Source organism: Kineococcus deserti, assembly GCF_050871945.1.
In the GTDB taxonomy this organism is placed as follows: domain Bacteria; phylum Actinomycetota; class Actinomycetes; order Actinomycetales; family Kineococcaceae; genus Kineococcus.
The window spans coordinates 182,299-201,256 of sequence record NZ_JBJLSI010000006.1; the positions used below are offsets into that span (position 1 = coordinate 182,299).

At 74.3% G+C, this 18,958-nt stretch carries 20 protein-coding genes; 8 read left to right on the plus strand and 12 right to left on the minus strand.

The features are described from left to right. The first annotated feature begins 336 nt into the window (after positions 1-336). Positions 337-1,992, plus strand: a complete 1,656-nt coding sequence (locus tag ACRYR2_RS07345) for a hypothetical protein (protein ID WP_432562187.1) — start codon at positions 337-339, stop codon at positions 1,990-1,992. On the opposite strand, the gene ACRYR2_RS07350 is transcribed toward ACRYR2_RS07345, so the two are convergent. Beyond that, entirely contained in the window at positions 1,989-2,663 is a 675-nt protein-coding gene (locus tag ACRYR2_RS07350; RefSeq protein WP_432562206.1) for an NAD(P)-binding oxidoreductase, read from the minus strand. The two genes, ACRYR2_RS07345 and ACRYR2_RS07350, sit on opposite strands and share 4 nt — an antisense overlap. Positions 2,664-2,718: 55 nt before the next feature. On the opposite strand from ACRYR2_RS07350, the gene ACRYR2_RS07355 reads away from it, so the two are divergent. Then, on the plus strand, positions 2,719-3,537 hold the full coding sequence (locus ACRYR2_RS07355; protein ID WP_432562188.1) for a transglutaminase-like domain-containing protein: 819 nt from the start codon (positions 2,719-2,721) through the stop codon (positions 3,535-3,537). 27 nt (positions 3,538-3,564) lie between these two features. Here ACRYR2_RS07355 and ACRYR2_RS07360 read toward each other — a convergent pair whose 3' ends face one another. Then, on the minus strand, positions 3,565-3,915 hold the full coding sequence (locus tag ACRYR2_RS07360) for a TraR/DksA family transcriptional regulator (RefSeq protein ID WP_432562189.1): 351 nt from the start codon (positions 3,913-3,915) through the stop codon (positions 3,565-3,567). Between the two features lie 71 nt (positions 3,916-3,986). On the opposite strand from ACRYR2_RS07360, the gene ACRYR2_RS07365 reads away from it, so the two are divergent. Continuing rightward, positions 3,987-4,442 carry a pilus assembly protein CpaE gene (locus ACRYR2_RS07365; protein ID WP_432562190.1) on the plus strand — a complete coding sequence of 152 codons (456 nt, stop codon included), beginning with the start codon at positions 3,987-3,989 and terminating at the stop codon, positions 4,440-4,442. A 1-nt stretch (position 4,443) separates the two neighbouring features. Here ACRYR2_RS07365 and ACRYR2_RS07370 read toward each other — a convergent pair whose 3' ends face one another. From ACRYR2_RS07370 to ACRYR2_RS07385, 4 genes are all read right to left on the minus strand, one after another. Further along, positions 4,444-5,349, minus strand: a complete 906-nt coding sequence (locus tag ACRYR2_RS07370; protein WP_432562191.1) for a proteasome assembly chaperone family protein — start codon at positions 5,347-5,349, stop codon at positions 4,444-4,446. 42 nt (positions 5,350-5,391) lie between these two features. After that, complete coding sequence (nrdR, locus tag ACRYR2_RS07375; RefSeq protein WP_432562192.1) at positions 5,392-5,901, minus strand: transcriptional regulator NrdR; 510 nt, start codon at positions 5,899-5,901, stop codon at positions 5,392-5,394. Positions 5,902-6,014: 113 nt separating this feature from the next. Beyond that, on the minus strand, positions 6,015-6,443 hold the full coding sequence (locus ACRYR2_RS07380) for a LysM peptidoglycan-binding domain-containing protein (RefSeq protein WP_432562193.1): 429 nt from the start codon (positions 6,441-6,443) through the stop codon (positions 6,015-6,017). A 193-nt stretch (positions 6,444-6,636) separates the two neighbouring features. Continuing rightward, a complete protein-coding gene (locus tag ACRYR2_RS07385; protein ID WP_432562194.1) occupies positions 6,637-6,906 on the minus strand; it encodes a DUF2277 domain-containing protein in 270 nt (89 codons plus the stop codon). Positions 6,907-7,108: 202 nt separating this feature from the next. Between ACRYR2_RS07385 and lexA the strand changes: the two genes are divergently transcribed. After that, positions 7,109-7,816 carry a transcriptional repressor LexA gene (gene lexA, locus ACRYR2_RS07390; protein ID WP_432562207.1) on the plus strand — a complete coding sequence of 236 codons (708 nt, stop codon included), beginning with the start codon at positions 7,109-7,111 and terminating at the stop codon, positions 7,814-7,816. A gap of 6 nt (positions 7,817-7,822) precedes the next feature. Here the strand turns inward: lexA and ACRYR2_RS07395 are convergent, their stop codons facing one another. From ACRYR2_RS07395 to hflX, 3 genes are all read right to left on the minus strand, one after another. Continuing rightward, positions 7,823-8,488 (minus strand): aspartate/glutamate racemase family protein, encoded by a 666-nt coding sequence (locus ACRYR2_RS07395; protein ID WP_432562195.1) that lies wholly within the window; start codon positions 8,486-8,488, stop codon positions 7,823-7,825. A gap of 63 nt (positions 8,489-8,551) precedes the next feature. Next, entirely contained in the window at positions 8,552-10,594 is a 2,043-nt protein-coding gene (locus ACRYR2_RS07400; RefSeq protein WP_432562196.1) for an ATP-dependent DNA helicase, read from the minus strand. Positions 10,595-10,684: 90 nt separating this feature from the next. Further along, positions 10,685-12,250, minus strand: coding sequence for a GTPase HflX (hflX, locus tag ACRYR2_RS07405; protein ID WP_432562197.1), 1,566 nt, complete (start codon positions 12,248-12,250; stop codon positions 10,685-10,687). 105 nt (positions 12,251-12,355) lie between these two features. Here hflX and ACRYR2_RS07410 point away from each other — a divergent pair, with 105 nt between their 5' ends. Then, complete coding sequence (locus ACRYR2_RS07410) at positions 12,356-12,982, plus strand: class I SAM-dependent methyltransferase (protein ID WP_432562198.1); 627 nt, start codon at positions 12,356-12,358, stop codon at positions 12,980-12,982. On the opposite strand, the gene dapF is transcribed toward ACRYR2_RS07410, so the two are convergent. Further along, on the minus strand, positions 12,966-13,931 hold the full coding sequence (dapF, locus tag ACRYR2_RS07415; RefSeq protein ID WP_432562208.1) for a diaminopimelate epimerase: 966 nt from the start codon (positions 13,929-13,931) through the stop codon (positions 12,966-12,968). The genes ACRYR2_RS07410 and dapF overlap by 17 nt on opposite strands. Continuing rightward, positions 13,919-14,881: a tRNA (adenosine(37)-N6)-dimethylallyltransferase MiaA gene (gene miaA / locus ACRYR2_RS07420; RefSeq protein WP_432562199.1), complete on the minus strand. Its 963-nt coding sequence runs from the start codon at positions 14,879-14,881 to the stop codon at positions 13,919-13,921. The genes dapF and miaA overlap by 13 nt, the downstream gene beginning before the upstream one ends. Before the next feature lie 61 nt (positions 14,882-14,942). On the opposite strand from miaA, the gene ACRYR2_RS07425 reads away from it, so the two are divergent. Continuing rightward, the gene (locus ACRYR2_RS07425) at positions 14,943-15,263 is read left to right on the plus strand and encodes an antitoxin (RefSeq protein ID WP_432562209.1); all 321 of its coding nucleotides are present in this window, start codon (positions 14,943-14,945) and stop codon (positions 15,261-15,263) included. Positions 15,264-15,436: 173 nt separating this feature from the next. Here the strand turns inward: ACRYR2_RS07425 and miaB are convergent, their stop codons facing one another. Beyond that, positions 15,437-16,942: a tRNA (N6-isopentenyl adenosine(37)-C2)-methylthiotransferase MiaB gene (gene miaB / locus ACRYR2_RS07430; RefSeq protein WP_432562200.1), complete on the minus strand. Its 1,506-nt coding sequence runs from the start codon at positions 16,940-16,942 to the stop codon at positions 15,437-15,439. Between the two features lie 118 nt (positions 16,943-17,060). Between miaB and ACRYR2_RS07435 the strand changes: the two genes are divergently transcribed. Continuing rightward, complete coding sequence (locus tag ACRYR2_RS07435) at positions 17,061-17,843, plus strand: amino acid ABC transporter ATP-binding protein (RefSeq protein ID WP_432562201.1); 783 nt, start codon at positions 17,061-17,063, stop codon at positions 17,841-17,843. A gap of 68 nt (positions 17,844-17,911) precedes the next feature. Beyond that, the gene (locus ACRYR2_RS07440; protein ID WP_432562202.1) at positions 17,912-18,817 is read left to right on the plus strand and encodes a glutamate ABC transporter substrate-binding protein; all 906 of its coding nucleotides are present in this window, start codon (positions 17,912-17,914) and stop codon (positions 18,815-18,817) included. Positions 18,818-18,958 lie beyond the last annotated feature (141 nt).

Genomic DNA, 18,958 nt, shown 5'->3' on the forward strand with positions numbered 1-18,958 from the left:
ACCAGTCTGGCGCACCGCGGTGCCCGCCTCCGAACGTGTTTGCCGACAGTCACCCACCCTCGCCCTCCGTCGTGACGCTGCGTCATCTCGTTGAACTCGACCACACCGGTGCGGCCGGCGGCACCCACGACCGCACACCCGGCCCGGGAGCTGGACCACACGCTGCGCCACAACGGGTTTCCACCTCGAGGGAGCGGTCGGTCGCGGGGCGGCGACTGCGCGGAGCGGGCGACGGATCTGACGCACCGTGACGGAACCTCACCCCTCGCCCGTTTGCCGGTCCCGCACCGTCCTCCCTAGCGTGCCGCGACACCTCAGCAGGGCGGAAGGAGCCGCGTGACCCAGCTGCCGCACCTCCCCGGCCCGCACCGCACCCCGGCGCCGTCCATCGCCGCCGCCGGCCGTCTCGAACCCCGCGACGACCCCGGTGTCCACCCCGGGCCCGGCACCACGACCCCTCGGCCCCGCACCGTCGACCGGCTCGAGGTGCTGCCCACCCCTGCGCGAGCCCGGCACCGGGCTCCCCTGCGCGGCCACCGGCCGGCGCGGCCGACGACCACCCACCTGCTGCTGGTCCTGGCCGGTCTCGCCGTCGCCTCCGCCGCCGCGGCCCCGGCGCTGCCCGCCCCGCTGGTCGCCCTGGGCGTCGCGGCGGCCGCGCTGGTCGTCCTGCCGCTGCTGGGGGTGCCGCTGCTGCGCCTGGCCGGCCTCGCGCTGCCCGATCCGCTGGCCCGGTTCGTGCTGGGCTGCGCGGTCGGCCTGGTGCTGCTGAGCGCCCTGGACCGGCTGGCCCACCTGGCCGGGGCCGACCCGGACCCGCTCGTCTCCACGCTGGTCGTGGTGGTCCTGGTCGCCGCGGTGCGGCTGCTGCCCGGCCCGGCACCCCTGGTCCTGGCCCCTGCCCTGGCGGCCGGGACGGCACGTCGGTACCTGCCCCTGCCGGCGTTGCTCGCCCTGCCGGCCCTGGCCTGGCTCGACGTCACCGCCACGCCGGTGGCGCCCGGCTGGTTGCGCTCCGCGGTCCTGCTCGCCGGCCTGGTGCTGCTGGCCCGCGCCTCGCTGACCTCCCGACGGCCGCACCGCACGAGCGTCGCGGCCGTCCTGTACGCCCTCGCCGTGGCGGTCCTGGCCCCGTTCGCCGCGACCGGAGCGGCGCAGTCCGCGGTCAGCTCCCTGTCGGTCGTGGCGGTCTGGCTGGCCGCCGAGCGGGTGCTCGGCGCCTCGCGCGCCGCCGTCGTCGCCACGCTGACCCTGGCCGTGCTCGTGACCACCCCGCCCGGCCCGGGTGACCTGGCCGTCACCGCCGCGGTGCTGCTCGTCGTCACCGGCCGCGGCGAGCGCGGTCGCCGCGCCCTGCTCGGCCGCCGGCTCACGGTGCTCGTCCTGGCACTGGGCGCGCTGCTGCTGGCACCGAGCGCGACGGTGTTCGCCGCGCAGGTGTGCCTGGGCGCCGTCGTGACCGCCGTCCTGCACCGCTCCGCGGTCCCGGGCTCCCGGCCCGTCCTGACGCTGCCGCTGGCCGCAGCGCTCGCCGTGGCGGTCTGGATCCTCGCCACGGCCGGGGCCGACGTGACGTGGGCCACCGACCGGGTCCCGAACGCCGCGGTCGTCCTGGTGGCGCTGGCCGCCGCCGGCCTCCTGACGGCCCGGTTCGCCGGACCGGCCGGCGACCGGCGGTCCCACGACGCCGAGTTCCGGGTGCTGGCCGGCGTGGGTCTGCTCGTGCAGGCCGCCGCCACGGCCGGCCGGCACGCCTCGGCCGTCCCGCACGTCCTGCTCGTCCTGACCGTCCCCGCCGTGCTCGGCCTCGCGGCCGCGTGGGGCGCGCTGGCCGGCGGGCTCGGGTTCGTGCTGGACCGGGTGCCCGGGCGCTGGCTGCGCACCGGCGCGCGGGCGACCGGAGGTCACCGCCGGCGGCCCGTCCGGGCGACCCGCACGGCGCTGGCCGCGCTGGCCCTGTTCGCCGCCGCGTACGGCCACCGCGCCTTCTAGGCCGCCGCGACCGCCTCGGCGACCGGCACGTCGCCCCCCTCGAGCCCCAGGACGGCTGCCGGGGCGTCCCCGGCCACCAGCCGGTCCAGCAGGCCGAGGCAGACGGCGGCGACGTCGGCGCGGGGCACGCGGCCGGAGTCGACCGCCGGGTCCAGGCGCACCCGCCCGGTGCCCGGCTCGTCGAGCAGACCCGCCGGTCGCAGCACGCTCACGCGCAGCCCGTCACGGGACAGCAGGTCCTCCTCGGCGGCCAGCTTGGCCCGCAGGTACGCCACGAACACCTCCTCGACCCCTTCCGGGAGCGCACCGTCGCGGACACGGTCGACGCCGACCGAGGAGATCAGCAGGTAGCTGCGGACCCCGGCCGCCTCGGCGGCGTCCGCCAGCAGCACCGCGGCCGCCCGGTCCACGCTGTCCTTGCGCGGGGCCCCGCTGCCCGGGCCCGCTCCCGCGGCGAAGACGACCGCGTCGGCACCGGCGAGGTCGGCCGCGACCTCGGCCGGTCCGGCGGACTCCAGGTCGCGCACGACCGCCCGCACGCCCGCCGCCTCGAGGTCCGGCGCGTGCGCGGGGTTGCGGACCAGCCCCACGACCTCGTCGCCGCGCGCGGCCGCGAGCGCCCCGAGCAGCAGTGCGATCTTCCCGTGTCCCCCGGCGATGACGATGCGCATGACCGGCACCCAACCACCACGCGCGCCCCACGGCACGGTGGGGCACACTCCCGCGATGTCCTCCCCTGCGCGTCGCTCGACGTCCGTGCGCGCCGAACTGGTCCTGGACGCCGGCGCCCCGACGCCGGCCGGGCTGATCGCCGCGGTGGCGCTGCGCCCCGGCGTGGACCTGCGGGCCGAGAGGCTGGCCGTCGCCGGGCCCGACGGGCCGCTGCCGGTGCGCGAACTGCGTCAGCCGGACGGCACCCGCCTGCACGAGTTCGAGCTGCCCGCCGGGACGACGAGGGTCTGCTACGAGGCCACGGCGCGGGTGAGTCCGCACCCGGCGCCGCTGGGCCCGGTCGAACGCTGGGAGTTCACCCGGCCCAGCCGGTTCTGCCCCTCCGACCGGCTGGTGAGCTTCGCCGCGGCCGAGTTCGGCGCGGTGCCGCGGGCCGACCTGCCCGCCCGGGTGGCCGGCTGGGTGCACGAGCACACGGCGTACGTCTGCGGCTCCAGCGCCCCGACCGACGGTGCCCTGGAGACCCTGCTGGCCCGCCGGGGCGTGTGCCGGGACTTCGCCCACCTGGTCGTGGCCCTGCTGCGGGCCCTGGACGTGCCGGCGCGGCTGTGCGCGGCCTACGCCCCCGGGTTGTCCCCGATGGACTTCCACGCCGTCGTCGAGGCCGCCCCGGCCGGGTGCTGGGAGGTCGTGGACGCGACCCGCCTGGCGCCCCGGGACTCGTTGCTGCGCATCACCTGCGGCCGCGACGCGACCGACACCGCCTTCCTCACCACCGCCGGCCCGGTGGCGCTGAGGCGGATGTCGGTGCTGGCCGTGGTCGACGGGCCCCTGCCGGTCGACCAGCACGACCGTCCGGTCGTGCTGGCCTGAGGACGGGCCGCCGCTCGCTGCTGGTGGCTAGATCTTCTCGCCCGTCAGCGTGGCCGCGTCGGGCAGCGCCTCGAGGCGCTCGAGCGGGATCGGCTGCCCGGAGACGACCGAGATGCCGTACGTGCCGTCCTCGATGCGCTTGAGCGCGTCCTGGACGCTCTCCAGCCGTCGGCGGGCGCCTTCGAGCAGGCCTTCGTTCTCGGCGGCCTGCTGCTCGTGGGCTCCCATGTCCCCCGCGTCCTGACCACCTTCGGCCGCGTCGGGGGTGCTGCCCGACTCCAGGCGTTCGGTCAGGTCGTCGATCGTGGTCTGCAGGTCGCGCTGCATGGTCAGCAGCCGCTCGCGGGCGGCGTCGAGGTCAGGGGAGCTGGCGTTCATGGGAGACGTTCCTACCCTGCCTGCGCCGCTTCAGCACGACGAGAGGCGTCGTCGTGCTCCATGCTGGTCCCGTGATCTCCGTCGATCTCGCCCTGCGCCTCAAGGAAGCCGGCCTGCAGTGGAAACCCGCCTCCGGGGACCGCTTCGTCATCCCGCACCGGGACATGGACTCCGACGTGTTCACCCTGTCCGACATGACCATCGAGGTCCACGACCACCCGACCGGTCAGATCATCGGCTTCAACGGGACCACGGAGTGGGCGATGGACTCCGTGGACCAGCCCGAGGCGTGCTGGATGCCCGCCGAGCACCAGCTGCGCGAACTGCTCGGTGAGCACTTCACCCGGCTGGAGCGCCGTGACGTCGGGGACCGGACCGTGCACCGCGTCCTGCTGCTCGACGAGAACGGCGCCGACGCCTTCGAGGCGCCCGAGGCCGCCGACGCCTACGCCCAGGCGCTGCTGCACCACCTGTCCGGCGCCGCCGGCGGCAGCGTCGGGACGTCCGACGCCACCACCAGCTGCTGACTCACTCCTCGCCCGCGTCCTCCTCGCGCTTGGCCAGGAAGCGCTCGAACTCCTCACCGAGCTCGTCGGCGGTGGGCAGGAACGCGCTGGCCGCGCCCGTGCCGCGCCCCTCGTCGCCGAAGGCGTCGTACTGCTCCTCCAGCGCGGTGACGACGGCGGCCGCCTCCGGCGACTCGGCGACCTGGCGGTCCACCTCCACCCGGGTGCTCGAGGCGGCCTCCTGCAACGACTCGACGGGGATCGCGACACCGGTGGCGCCGGAGATGGTCCGCACCAGCACGGCCGCCGCGTCGGGGTAGTCGCTGCTGCCCAGGTAGTGCGGGACGTGCGCCAGGACGGAGACGACGTCGCGACCGGCCTGCGATCCGCGCAGGTGGACCAGGGCGGCGGCGTGCCCGGGCACCTGCGCCTCGACGTCCCAGGTGCGGTAGCCCTCCAGCAGTTCGGGACGGCTGGCGCTGGCGGTCACCCCGCTGGGACGGGTGTGCGGCACCGCGGTGGGCGCGGCGGACAGGACCATGGTCAGTCCGACACCGAGCTCGTCGGCCAGTCGCCACACGGCTGCGGTGAACCGCTCCCACTGCACGTCGGGTTCAGGGCCGGTCAGCAGGAGCAGCGAGGAGCCCTCCTCGTCGTGCAGCAGGTGCAGCTGCAGTCGCGGCGGCTCGTAGTCGACCCAGTTCTGGCCCCCGAAGGTCATCGTGGGGCGGCGGGCGCGGTAGTCGTGCAACTGGTCGACGTCGAAGGTGGCGACCACCTCGTGCCGGCAGGTGGCGAGCAGGTGGTCGACGGTCTGCCGCACGGCGTTGCCGGCGTCGATGAACCCGTTCAGTGCCAGGACCAGCGGGGGTTCCACCAGGGACGGTCGCTCACCCTCGTAGGAGTACAGCGAGGCGGGATCGAGCATCCGTCCATCATCCTCGCCGTCGCGGCGGGTCGAGGAGGTGGGTCAGCCGCGCGCCACGACGGGTTCGGCCGCAGCCTGCGGCCCGGCGTTCGCCGCCAGGCCGGACTCGCGCTGCGCGCGCAGGCGGTCGATGGCCTTCTCGAAGTCGGCCAGGGAGTCGAACGCCTGGTAGACCGAGGCGAAGCGCAGGTAGGCGACCTCGTCGAGCTCCTGCAGGAACGGCAACGTCGCCAGCCCCACCTGGTGGGCGTCGATCTCGGCGGCCCCCTGGGCGCGGACGGCTTCCTCGACGCGGTGGGCGAGCAGGGCGATGTCGTCCTCGCTGACCGGACGGCCCTGGCAGGCCTTGCGGACACCGGAGGCGATCTTGGCGCGGCTGAACGGTTCGGGCGCCCCGGAGCGCTTGACGACGGTCAGGCTGGCGGTCTCCACCGTGGTGAACCGCTTGGAGCAGTTGGGGCACTGCCGGCGCCGGCGGATCGAGCTGCCGTCGTCGGTGGTACGCGAATCCACGACACGAGAGTCCTCGTGACGGCAGAACGGGCAGTGCACCCCGACTTCCTCCCCTGCGACCGAACGACAGCCCTGGTCCAGGGTCGACCGTACGTCGAGACCCTCGCAGCGGGCAACACGCCCGGCGAGCCGCTCCCCCGGCCGGACCACCGTCAGTCCCGGTCGGGCATCGTCAGCCGCTGACCGGCCAGCAGCTGCATGGAGGTCAGCCCGTTGAGGTCCACGATCTCGGCGGCGACCTCCCGCCAGTCCTGGGCCGGTGCCCAGATCGCGGCGATGCCGGACATCGTCTGACCGGGCAGGACGGTGTGGACGGCGGGCGGCGGGGCCGGCTCCGTGCCGGCCGAGGCGCCGGTCAGCGCGCCCGTCACGGCGACGAGGGCACCGGTCAGGACCGTCGCGGCCGTGCAGGTCAGGGCCAGGCGACCACGCCGGGTCAGCCGCAGCGGTCGTGCGTGCGCACGAGGACGGACGTGCGTGCGCGGGTGCGGGACGGTGCGGCGGCGGGAACGCGCGGGCGCCGCGGCCGGCCGGTGGGCGGCGGGCAAGGAGCCGGGTAGGGCGAGGACGGTGGTGCTCACGGACGTGGACCTCCAGCTCGGCGGCACCACGATCGAACGGGTGTTCGATGCGGTGCGACTGTTCTACCACCGTTCGAACGGTGGAGCGCAACCCCGTGACTCCACGGGGGAACGCCGACAGACGGTGCCACCGACCTGCGACACGAGCTCCCACCTGCGACGACGCCTCAGCGCGCCCCCGCCGCCGGCCACCTCACGACGCGTAGCGCCTGGCCGCCCGCTCCCGCGCCCGGGCCGCCTCGACCTCCCGGTCCTTCGGCGGCGCGGCCGTCACCAGGTCCTCGAGCAGGTGACGGGTGGCGTGCTCGACGGCCGCGACGGCCCGCTCGAAGGCCTCGGCGTTGCGGGCCGACGGCTTCGTCGTCCCGGCCACCTTCCGCACGTACTGCAGGGCGGCCGCGCGGACCTCGTCGTCGGTGGCGGGAGGCTCGAAGTTGTGCAGCTGACGGATGTTCCGGCACATGGCGTCCACGCTAGGCACCGGTGACCCGCCCCACCAGGGTCGTGCGACACGCCCGGTTCGAACAGGTGTTTGATGGAGGGGGGCGCGCTGGTTACCGTGGCGCCACCCGGCGACCCCCGTCGCCGGGCGACCTGGGACAGGAACGGACAGGGAGATCGACGTGGCCGAGGTGCTGGGTGGGACCGACGGGAGCGGACCGGCGATGGAGCCGTCGCAGCAGTCCGCCACGATCCACGAGTTCCCCGACCCGCCCCTGGTCCGCGACGGCCTGACCAACCGCCAGCGCCGGGTGCTGGCCGCGATCCGCGAGTGCGTCGAGTCCCGCGGCTACCCGCCGAGCATGCGCGAGATCGGCCAGGCCGTCGGCCTGACCAGTCCCAGCAGCGTCGCCCACCAGGTCAAGACGCTGGAGAAGCTGGGTTTCCTGCGCAAGGATCCGCGCCGGCCCCGCACGCTCGAGGTCGTCTCGCCGCCCCCGCAGTACGGCTGGGGCCTGGTCAGCGGCACCGAGGACACGGCCGGTGACAACCGGCCCCGTCCCACCTACGTCCCGCTCGTCGGCCGCATCGCCGCCGGTGGCCCCATCCTGGCCGAGGAACTGGTCGAGGAGGTCTTCCCGCTGCCCTCCCAGCTCATCGGCACGGGCGAGCACTTCATGCTCCGCGTGGTGGGTGAGTCCATGATCGAGGCCGCCATCTGCGACGGCGACTGGGTCGTCGTGCGCCGCCAGCCCACGGCCGACAACGGTGAGGTCGTGGCCGCCATGATCGACGGCGAAGCCACGGTCAAGGTGCTGCAGCGCAAGGACGGTCACGTGAAGCTGCTGCCGCGCAACCCCTTGTTCGACCCCATCGACGGCGACGAGGCGACGGTCCTGGGCAAGGTCACCGCCGTCCTGCGCAGCCTCTGAGGGGTCTCAGCCCACGGGCTGGACGAGCTCCACGGCAGCCTCGACCACCAGGCGGGGCGAGGTGAGCACGGGAACGTGCAGGTCGCGCAGCAACGGCGCTGCGTCGACCATGCTGGCCTGGGCCAGGACCACGACGTCCACCGGCGGGTCCAGCGGCACCACGGCCCGGCGCACCGCGTCGGCCACGCCCGTCGTGTAGGTCAGCAGGTCCCCGGACTCGAACGCCGACCAGGTGTCGGTGCACCGCACGTCGACGAAGTCCACGACCCGGCCGGTGCTGGCGGCGCACTCGCGCAACAACGGCATGAGCGTGGCCGCCGCCTCGTCGAGGGAGGCGACCACGGCGATGCGCCGCCCGGCCAGCACGGCGGCCTCGGCCATCGGCCGGTCCACCCGCACCACCCGCAGACCCATCTGCGCCCCGACGGCCTTCGCCGTCGGGCCGATCGTCGAGCACGTGCAGACGACGACGTCCGCCCCCTCGGCCACCAGCCGTCGCAGCCGGTCGGCGATGGCCGACCGCACGCTGTCGACGCCGCGGGCGCGTGCCGCGACGAGCAGGCCGGTGTCGACGAGGTGACGGTCGGCCACGGTCTCGTCGCGCTGGTCCAGGAGGTCGCTGAAGGTGCGCACGTGGGCGTGCGCGGTGTGCAGGAAGCCGACGGTGGCCACCCGACGAGGATGCCATCCCCACCGCGCCCCGTCAGCCGCCACCTGCGGGTTCACCCTCACAGCTCACCCTTCCCTCAGCCGGCGCAGGGACGCCAGCACGGTCTCGGTCGAGGTCGTGGGCCAGAAGTCCGGCAGCGTCTGGCGCAGGAAGCCGCCGTAGCGGGCCGTCGCGAGCCGGGAGTCGAGCACGGCCACCACCCCGCGGTCGCCCGCGGCGCGGATGAGCCGGCCGGCGCCCTGAGCCAGCCGTACCGCGGCGTGCGCCACGGAGACCGTCAGGAAGCCGTTGCCGCCGGCGACGTCCACCGCGCGGGCGCGGGCGGACATCAGCGGGTCGTCGGGGCGCGGGAACGGGATCCGGTCGATGACAACCAGCGAACAGCTCGCCCCGGGCACGTCGACGCCCTGCCACAGCGACATCGTGCCGAACAGCGAGGTCTCGGGGTCGGCGGTGAAGTCGCGCACGAGCTTGGGCAGCCGGTCCTCGCCCTGGCACAGCACCGGGGTGCTCACCCGTTTGCGCAGCGCCTCGGCGGCCTCCTCGGCGGCCCGGCGGGAGGAGAACAGCCCGAGCGTCCGCCCGCCCGCGGCCTCGACGAGCGCCGCGAGGTCGTCCAGGGCGGCCTCACTGGCGCCGCGGCCCGGCGGCGGCAGGTGCCGGGCCACGTAGAGGATCCCCTGCCGGGGGTAGTCGAAGGGGCTGCCGACGTCGACGCCGGTCCACGGCGTCTTCGCACCCTTCTCCCCCTTCAGGCCGAACGCCCCGGCGACCGGGTCGAAGGACCCGCCCAGGGTCAGGGTCGCCGACGTCGCCACGACGGTCCGCTCGCTGAACAGCTTCTCGCGCAGCAGTCCCGCCACCGACAGCGGCGCGATGTGCAGCGACGGCGGCCGCGCGGCGGCGCCGAACCCGGCGGTCACCCAGGCCACGTCGTAGCTGTCCTGCGCCCCGCGGCCGACGTCCTCGGCGAGGCGTTCGGCGACCGAGAACACCTCCTGCACGGCCGCGCGCGCCAGGTGCCGGGCGCCGCGGGACTCGGTGTCCTCCTCCTTGGAGGAGGCCTCACCGGCGTCCTTCAGGTCGGTCAGGGCCTGCCGGGCGGCGTCGCGCACCGCGACGACGGCGTCGGCCAAGGCGTCCGGCCAGCGGTCCAGCCGGCCGGGTGGGGTCTCCTCGAGCGCGGCCTCGAGGGCGACGGCGGCGTCGTCGAGCTGCTCGGAGACGATGCCGGCCCCCCGGCGCAGCCGCCGGGAGGCGGCGTGCAGCACCGAGGCGGACAGTTCGGCCGTGGCCACGGCCGTGACGCGGTCGGCCAGCTCGTGCGCCTCGTCGACGATCAGCACGTCGTGCTCGGGCAGCAGCAGGCCGCTGTTCTCCATGGCGTCGATGGCCGTCATGGCGTGGTTGGTGACCACGACGTCGACCTCGCGGGCCCGGGCGCGCACCCGCTCGGAGAAGCACTCGGCGGCCACCGGGCAGCGTTGGGACCCCAGGCATTCGCGGGCCGAGACCGACACCTGCCGCCAGGCGCGGTCGCTGACCCCGGGGTCGAGGTCGTCCCGGTCGCCGGTGTCGGTGGTCTCGGCCCACTCGCGCAGCCGGACGACCTCGCGGCCGAGGCGGCCCGTGTCGCCGGACCCCTCGCTGGTCGGGGCGGCGATGTCGAACAACGCCCCCTCGTCGCTGGGAAAGCCGCCGTCGAGCTTGTTGCGGCACAAGTAGTTCGCCCGCCCCTTGAGCAGTTCCCAGGTGGGCGCGCGGTGCAGGGCGGGGGCGATCGCCTCCGCCAGCCGGGGCAGGTCGCGTTCGACGACCTGCGCCTGCAGGGCCAGCGTGGCGGTGGTGACGACGACCGTGCGGTCGGTGTGCACGGCGTGCGCGACGGCCGGGACCAGGTAGGCCATCGACTTGCCCGTGCCGGTACCGGCCTGCACCAGCAGGTGGCGCCGGGTGCGGATCGCGTCGGTGACGGCCTGGGCCATCCGGGCCTGGCCGTCGCGGCGCTGTCCACCCAGGGCGTCGACGACGGTGTCCAGCAGGTCGGCCGCTTCGGGACCCTCGACCTCGCCGGACACCCTGGGCGGGTTCTCGGTGGACGTGCTCACCGTCCCATCCTCTCCCGCCGGCGCCGCGGTCACGGCCACCGTCCACAGCGCGCCGCGGGTGCGGCGCGCTGTGCACGGGTGGACGTCACCTCAGGCCGTGCGGGACAGCCGGTACTGCTCGAGCTCGGCCGCCAGCCGGGGCCGCACCCGCGCCAGCAGGCGGGTGCCGTCGGCCGTGTGCTCCTCGTCCAGCACCTGCCCGGTGGTGTGCACCCGGTGGACCAGCTCACCGCGGTCGTAGGGCACGACCACCTCGAGCTCGACGTCCGGCACCGGCAGCATCTCGGAGATGCGGGCCAGCAGCTCCTCGACGCCCTGACCCGTGCGCGCGGAGACCGCGACGGCGTTCTTCTCCTTGCGCAGCAGCCGGTCCAGGACCTCCGGGTCGGCCACGTCGGCCTTGTTGATCGCGACCAGTTCCGGCACGTCCTGGGCGTCGACGTCGGCCAGGACGCTGCGCACGGCGGCCAGCTGACCCTCGGGGTCGGGGTGCGATCCGTCGACGACGTGCAGGACGACGTCGGACTCGGCGACCTCCTCCAGCGTCGAGCGGAACGCCTCGACGAGCTGGTGGGGCAGCGAGCGGACGAACCCGACGGTGTCGGCCAGGGTGTACGGCCGCCCCTCGGGCGTCTGGGCCCGCCGGACGGTCGGGTCCAGCGTCGCGAACAGCGCGTTCTCGACCAGGACCCCGGCGCCGGTGAGCCGGTTGAGCAGCGAGGACTTGCCCGCGTTGGTGTACCCGGCGATGGAGACGGCCGGCACCGCGCGGGCGTGCCGCAGCGAGCGCTTCTCGACGCGGGCCGTGCCCATGCCCTTGATCTCGCGGCGCAGCTTGGCCATCCGCCCGCGGATGCGACGGCGGTCCAGTTCGATCTTCGTCTCACCGGGACCGCGGGAACCGATCCCGGCACCCCCGGCGACCCGACCACCGGCCTGCCGGGACATCGACTCACCCCAACCGCGCAGGCGCGGCAGCAGGTACTCGAGCTGGGCCAGCTCGACCTGGGCCTTGCCCTCCCGGCTCTTGGCGTGCTGGGCGAAGATGTCGAGGATCACCGCGGTCCGGTCGACGACCTTGACCTTGACGATGTCCTCCAGCCCACGACGCTGGGAGGCCGACAGCTCCCCGTCGCAGATGACCGTGTCGGCCCCTTCGGCGGCGACCAGGTCGGCCAGGGCCGCGGCCTTGCCGGCCCCCAGGTAGGTCGCGACGTCGGGCGTGGAACGACGCTGCAGGACGCCGGCCAGGACGTCGGAGCCGGCGGTGGCGGCCAGGGCGGACAGCTCCTGCAGCGAGACCTCGGCCTCGGCGCGGTTGGAGTCGGCGCTGGACCACACCCCGGCCAGGACGACGCGCTCCAGGCGCAGCTTGCGGTACTCGACCTCGGTGACGTCGGACAGCTCGGTGGACAGACCTGCGGCACGGCGCAGGGCGCGGCGGTCGGCGAGGTCGAGCTGGTCCCCGTCGAAGGCGGTGTGCCCGTCGCTGTCGTCGGAACGCCGGTCGTCGTCCACCCCCGACGCCACGGCGTTCCCGTGACCGCGCAGGATGCGGGCGATGGCCCGGTCGAACTCCAGGTCGGCGTCCGTCTCGCGGTCGATCGTCTCGGGCTCCGCGGACTGCGGTGTCGCGGAAGCGTGGCGCTGGTTCATGGACCTCCTCGTTCGCGGGTGCGTTGTGCACCCAGCGTGACGTACAACGGCGCAGGTGGCGACGGTATTTCACGCCGCGCCCCCGCCTCCGTAGGCTTGCCGGTCGTGTCGCACCCCCCGCCCGAACCGCAGGACCAGCACTACTTCACCGCCCGGCCCGCCACGGCCGACGAGCGTCGTGACCTGACCGTCGAGCTGGCCGGACGGCGGGTCACCGTCACGACCGCGCGCGGCGTCTTCAGCGGCGACCGGGTCGACCCGGGCACGTCCGTGCTGCTCCCGGAGATCACCGCGGACGACGGCGAAGGGCACGTCCTGGACCTGGGGTGCGGGTGGGGCCCCGTCGCGCTCACGTTGGCGATGCTGCGGCCGCACCAGGTCGTGCACGCCGTCGACGTCAACGAGCGCGCGCTGGACCTGGTGCGCGGCAACGCCTCCCGGCTGGGGGTGGCCGTCAGGGCGAGCCTGCCCGACGACGTCGACGACGTCGCCTTCACCGAGATCTGGTCGAACCCGCCCATCCGCATCGGCAAGGACGCGCTGCACGAGCTGCTGCTGCGCTGGCTGCCGCGGCTGGCACCGGGCGGTGTCGCGCACCTGGTGGTGCAGAAGAACCTCGGCGCGGACTCGCTGCACAGGTGGCTGGAGTCGGGGGTGCTGCCGGGCACGAGCACCACCCGCACGACCAGCTCGAAGGGTTTCCGGGTGCTCGCCGTCAGGCGGGAAGGCTGAACGTGCCCGTGGCCACGAGCTGAGCCGGCCCGGACAGCCACACCGTCCCCTCCGTCAGCGTCGACCCCGCGCCGACGGTGACGACGAGCCGGCCGCCGGGGACCCGGACCCGCCACACACCCGGCGCGCCGGCACCGGCCCACGCCCGGGTGGCCAGCGCGGCCGCGCACGCCCCCGTCCCGCAGGACCGCGTCTCCCCCGAACCGCGCTCGTGGACCCGCATCGCGATGTCGCCGATGTCGGCCACGTCGTCCCCCGTCACGTCGACGGCGTCGAGGGGCACGACCAGCTCGACGTTCGTGCCGGCCGGCGGGACGGGCTCGACCTGCGGGCCGCGGCTCAGGTCGGCTGCGTCGAGCTCGGCGGCGTCGGGCAGCGCGACGACGGTGTGCGGGTTGCCCAGGTCGACCGACAACGCGGGTCGCGCCACCCCGTCCAGCCCGGCGACCTGGACCAGCGCGTCGGACCCGTCCGCCAGCGCGCGCTCACCCCCGGTCAGCCGCCACCGCCCCATGTCGGCGGTCCAGTTGCCCTCGCCCTCGCGGCGCAGCCGCTTCACCCCGGCCCGGGTGGCGACCGGGAACCAGTCCCCGTCGCCCGCCTCGGCGGGCAGGAGACCGCTGCGCAGCAGGAACTCCGCGAACACCCGGACGCCGTTGCCGCACATCTCCGCGATCGAGCCGTCGGCGTTGCGGTAGTCCATGAACCACTCGGCCTGCCCGGCCATCGCGGCCGCGTCCGGTTCGGCGGCCGTGCGGACGGCGCGGATGAGGCCGTCGCCGCCGATGCCGGCGCGGCGGTCGCAGATCGCGGTGACGAACTCGGCGTCCAGCGTCCAGGCCCCGTCGGGATCGGCGAGGAGCACGAAGTCGTTCTCGGTGCCGTGCCCCTTGGTGAAGGGGAACCCCTCGGACGTCGCGCCGGTCGTCTCGTTCGTCACGCCGCCGATGCTACGGGGAGCAGGTCCAGCACCCGCCGGGCGAGGTCGACGGGGTCGGACCCGTCCGGGGCCTCGAGCCAGTGGACCCGTGGGTCGCGGCGGAACCAGGACTCCTGCTTGCGGGCGAAGCGCCGGGTCAGCCGGGCCGTCAGGTCCCGCGCCTCCTCCTCGGTGGTCGTGCCGTCGAAGGCCGCCAGCACCTGGGCGTAACCCAGCGCACGCCCCGCGGTGAGGCCCTCGCGCAGCCCGAGCGCCTCCAGCGCGCGGACCTCCTCGACGAGCCCGGCCGCCCACATCCGGTCCACCCGGGCGTCGATGCGGGCGTCGAGCTGCTCGCGCGGGACGGCGAGCCCCACCTGCAGGGTGGGGCGCAGGTACCTCTGCTCGGGCAGCGAGGCGGCGAACGGCGCCCCGGTGATCTCGCCCACCTCCAGCGCCCGGACGATGCGCCGGCCGTTGGAGGGCAGGATCTTCGCGGCGGCCTGCGGGTCGCGCTCGGCCAGCCGGGCGTGCAGGGCCTGCGGGCCGACCCGCTCCAGCTCGGCCTCGAAGCGCGCACGGACGGTGGGGTCGGTGCCGGGGAAGCGCAGGTCGTCGAGCGCCGCACGCACGTACAGCCCCGAGCCGCCGACGAGGACGGGCACGTGCCCGCGGCCGGTGACGCCGTCGAACGCCGCACGCGCCCACTCCTGGTACTTGGCGACCTCGGCGGTCTGCGTGACCTCGAGGACGTCGAGCAGGTGGTGCGGTACGCCGGCCATCTCGGCGGTCGTCAGCTTGGCGGTACCGATGTCCATGCCGCGGTAGAACTGCATGGCGTCGGCGTTGACGACCTCGCCGGGCGTGCCCTGCTCGGCGAGCAGCTGTGCGAGGGCGACGCCCACGTCGGACTTCCCGGAGGCCGTCGGCCCCACGACGGCGACGACCGGTGGGATCACGGGAACGTTCGGGTGGCCCACACCGTCATGGTGGCAGACAGTGGTGGGCACCGAGGCAGGAGGAGGAGCGACCGTGGGGACCATGAACTACCTCAAGGGCAAGCTGGGCGAGGCCGCCGAGCAGGCCAGGGAGATCGCCGACCAGGCGCGCGGCAGGGCCGGCACTCTCGCGGCCGAGCACTCGGGCAAGGCCGAGGGCGCGATCGGCAAGGCCAGCGACTTCGTCAACTCCCGCACCCAGGGCAAGTACGCCGACAAGGTCACCAGGGTCGGCGACCTGGCCCGCAAGGGCGTGGACAAGGCCGCCGAGCAGGCGCCGCCGACGACGATGCCCCAGGGCGGCACGCCGATGCGCGGCGGCACGACCACCGACGGCACCCCGATGACCGGGCCCGTCCGCTGAGGAGCGCGCTGATGACGATTCCCACGCCACCGCCCACACCGACACCGCCCAGCCCGGTGCCCACCCCCGGTCAGCCCGGCGAACCGCCGATGCCCGACCCGGGGCCCACGCCGGGCCCGGACCCGGTACCGGACCCCTCGACGCCGCCGTCGAAGTAGCTCAGGCGCGGTGGGTCAGGCCCGCACGCGCAGGGAAGGCATGCCCAGCCCGACGGGCCGGGGTCCGGTGGGCTCCGGCTCGGGGCGGGCCTGGCGGGCCTCCCACGCGTCACCGGCGCGGGTGCGGCGCACGGCGAAGGCGGCGACGTCGTCGGCCTCGAGGTAGTGCGGCGCACCGCGGGTGATCGTCACGGTCGCCACGTCGCCGGGGCGCGGGGCCTGCACGTCGGCCGGCAGCGCGAAGTGCACGAGCCGGTTGTCCGGAGCGCGTCCCGACAGGCGCTGCGTCGCGGTGTCCTTGCGCCCCTCCCCCTCGGCGACGAGGACCTCCAGGGTGCGCCCCACCTGCTTGGCGTTCTCCTCGTAGGTGATGCGGTCCTGCAGCTCGGTGAGCCGCTCGTAGCGCTCCTGCACGACCTTCTTCGGGATCTGGTCGCCCATCGTCGCCGCCGGGGTGCCCGGCCGCGGGGAGTACTGGAACGTGAAGGCGCTGGAGAAGCGGGCCTGCTCCACGACGTGGAGCGTCTGCTCGAAGTCCTCGTCGGTCTCGCCGGGGAAGCCGACGATGATGTCGGTCGTGATGGCCGCGTCCGGGATGGACGAGCGGACCCGGTCGATGATCCCCAGGAAGCGCGACTGCCGGTAGGAGCGGCGCATCGCCTTCAGGACGCGGTCCGAGCCGGACTGCAGCGGCATGTGCAGGCTGGGCATGACGTTCGGCGTCTCGGCCATCGCGTCGACCACGTCGTCGGTGAAGCTGGAGGGGTGCGGGCTGGTGAAGCGCACGCGCTCCAGGCCCTCGATGCCGCCGGTGGCCCGCAGCAGCTTGCCGAAGGCGAGCTTGTCGCCGAACTCCACACCGTAGGTGTTGACGTTCTGGCCCAGCAGGGTCACCTCGAGGACGCCCTCGCCGACCAGGGCCTCGATCTCGGCCAGCACGTCGCCGGGGCGGCGGTCCTTCTCCTTGCCGCGCAGGCTCGGCACGATGCAGAAGGTGCAGGTGTTGTTGCAGCCCACCGAGATGCTGACCCACGCCGCGTACGGCGACTCGCGCCGCGTCGGCAGCGTGGAGGGGAACGTCTCGAGCGACTCCAGGATCTCGACCTGGGCCTCGGCGTTGTGCCGGGCGCGTTCGAGCAGCGCCGGCAGCGAGCCGACGTTGTGGGTGCCGAACACGACGTCGACCCACGGCGCCTTGCGGACGATCTCCCCGCGGTCCTTCTGGGCCAGGCAGCCGCCGACGGCGATCTGCATGCCCGGCCGGCGCTCCTTGACGGGGGCGAGGTGACCGAGGTTGCCGTACAGCTTGTTGTCGGCGTTCTCGCGCACGGCGCACGTGTTGAAGACGACGACGTCCGGCTCGACCGGACCCTGCGAACCCGTCTCGTCGAAGCGGACGTAGCCCGCGTCCTCCAGCAGCCCGGACAGGCGCTCGGAGTCGTGGACGTTCATCTGGCAGCCGAAGGTGCGCACCTGGTAGGTGCGCTGCTGCTCGAGGGTGGGGGCCGTCGTCGTGCTCATCGCCCTCCAGTCTAGGTGACCCCGAACCGGCGGACGGGAGTCTCTTTCGGATCACGATGTAGCCCAGCTGCGCGGCGTACCTGTGGGCAGACTGAACGCTGCTGTACGGTCCAGCGGCATGAGTGACCACGTGCAGGCCTCTCGACCGGCACCGCGCACCGACCGACGTCCCCTCGTCCGACTCGAAGGGGTGCAGAAGCACTTCGGCGCCCTGCACGTGCTCAAGGACATCGACCTGACGATCGCCGAAGGCGAGGTCGTCGTGGTCATCGGCCCGTCTGGTTCGGGCAAGTCGACGCTGTGCCGGACGATCAACCGGCTGGAGACCATCGACTCCGGCCGCATCACCATCGACGGCAAGGACCTGCCCGCCGAGGGCAAGGGACTGGCCAAGCTCCGTTCCGACGTGGGGATGGTCTTCCAGTCCTTCAACCTGTTCGCCCACAAGACGGTGCGCGAGAACGTCACCCTCGGACCGATCAAGGTCCGCGGGGTCTCCGCCGCCGAAGCCGGCAAGCGCGCCGACGAACTCCTGGCCCGTGTCGGCCTCGCCTCCCAGGGCCCGAAGTACCCCGCGCAGCTCTCCGGCGGTCAGCAGCAGCGCGTCGCCATCGCCCGCGCGCTGGCGATGGACCCCAAGGTGATGCTGTTCGACGAACCGACGTCGGCCCTCGACCCCGAGATGATCAACGAGGTGCTCGACGTCATGGCCGGCCTGGCCAAGGAGGGCATGACCATGGTCGTGGTCACGCACGAGATGGGCTTCGCCCGCCGCGCCGCCGACCGCGTCGTGTTCATGGCCGACGGCCGGATCCTCGAGGACACCGACCCGGAGACGTTCTTCACGGCGCCCGAGCACGAGCGCGCCAAGGACTTCCTGTCGAAGATCCTCACCCACTAGCCGTTCCGCCGCGCTCCCGCGTGGTCACCCGCGAGACACGACGAGAAACCCAACAGGAGGCACCACCCATGAGGAAGTTCCGCACTGCAGCCCTTGCCGGTGTGGCGACCGCAGCTCTGGCGCTCACCGCCTGCGGCGGCGGCGGCGAGCTGTCCGGCGACGACGCCGCGGAGCAGCCCACCGCCGAGGCCAGCGCCACCTTCGAGGCCGGCACCAAGATGGCCGCGATCAACGAGGCCGGCACCATCAAGATCGGCACGAAGTTCGACCAGCCCGGTTTCGGCCTGGCCAACCTCCAGAACGTCCCCGAAGGCTTCGACGTCGACGTCGCGGAGTACATCGCCGCCAAGCTCGGCGTCCCGGCCGACGGGATCACCTGGGTGCCCTCGCCCAGCGCGCAGCGCGAGGACCTCATCGTCAACGGCGACGTCGACATGGTCGTGGCGACGTACACGATCAACGACGCCCGCAAGGAGCGCATCACGTTCGCGGGGCCGTACTACGTCGCCGGCCAGCAGATCATGGTGGCCGCCGACAACACGACGATCACCGGCCCGGAGAGCCTGAAGGCCAACCCGGACCAGAAGATCTGCTCGGTCACCGGCTCGACCCCGGCCGAGAACATCCGCGAGTACCTGGCCGACCCGAGCCAGCTCGTCGAGTTCGCCGGGTACAGCGACTGCGCCGCCCAGCTGGAGAGCGGTCAGGTCGCCGCCGTGACGACCGACAACGTCATCCTCACCGGCCTGGTCGCGAACTCCGACGGCGCCTTCAAGCTCGTCGGCGAGCAGTTCACCGAGGAGCCGTACGGCATCGGCATCACCAAGGGCGACACCGCGTTCTGCGAGTTCATCAACACCACGCTGCAGGAGATGTCCGAGGACGGCTCCTACGAGGAGGCGTGGAACGCGACCGCAGGCCAGTACGAGGGCACCGAGGTCCCGACGCTGCCGGCCGCCGACCCCTGCGTCTGATCCCGTCCACCACCCGTGGGGGGGGGGGGGGGGGGGGGGGGGGGCCCCCCCCCCCCCCCCCCCCCCCCCCCCCCCCCCCCCCCCCCCCCCCCCCCCCCCCCCCCCCCCCCCCCCCCCCCCCCCCCCCCCCCCCCCCCCCCC

Bases quoted from the DNA above. Each gene is read 5' to 3' on its own strand.
- ACRYR2_RS07350 (WP_432562206.1), bottom strand. From the start codon at position 2,663: ATGCGCATCGTCATCGCCGGGGGACACGGGAAGATCGCACTGCTGCTC.
- ACRYR2_RS07355 (WP_432562188.1), top strand. From the start codon at position 2,719: ATGTCCTCCCCTGCGCGTCGCTCGACGTCCGTGCGCGCCGAACTGGTC.
- ACRYR2_RS07360 (WP_432562189.1), bottom strand. From the start codon at position 3,915: ATGAACGCCAGCTCCCCTGACCTCGACGCCGCCCGCGAGCGGCTGCTG.
- ACRYR2_RS07370 (WP_432562191.1), bottom strand. From the start codon at position 5,349: ATGCTCGATCCCGCCTCGCTGTACTCCTACGAGGGTGAGCGACCGTCC.
- ACRYR2_RS07385 (WP_432562194.1), bottom strand. From the start codon at position 6,906: ATGTGCCGGAACATCCGTCAGCTGCACAACTTCGAGCCTCCCGCCACC.
- lexA (WP_432562207.1), top strand. From the start codon at position 7,109: ATGGAGCCGTCGCAGCAGTCCGCCACGATCCACGAGTTCCCCGACCCG.
- hflX (WP_432562197.1), bottom strand. From the start codon at position 12,250: ATGAACCAGCGCCACGCTTCCGCGACACCGCAGTCCGCGGAGCCCGAG.
- ACRYR2_RS07425 (WP_432562209.1), top strand. From the start codon at position 14,943: ATGAACTACCTCAAGGGCAAGCTGGGCGAGGCCGCCGAGCAGGCCAGG.
- miaB (WP_432562200.1), bottom strand. From the start codon at position 16,942: ATGAGCACGACGACGGCCCCCACCCTCGAGCAGCAGCGCACCTACCAG.
- ACRYR2_RS07435 (WP_432562201.1), top strand. From the start codon at position 17,061: ATGAGTGACCACGTGCAGGCCTCTCGACCGGCACCGCGCACCGACCGA.
- ACRYR2_RS07440 (WP_432562202.1), top strand. From the start codon at position 17,912: ATGAGGAAGTTCCGCACTGCAGCCCTTGCCGGTGTGGCGACCGCAGCT.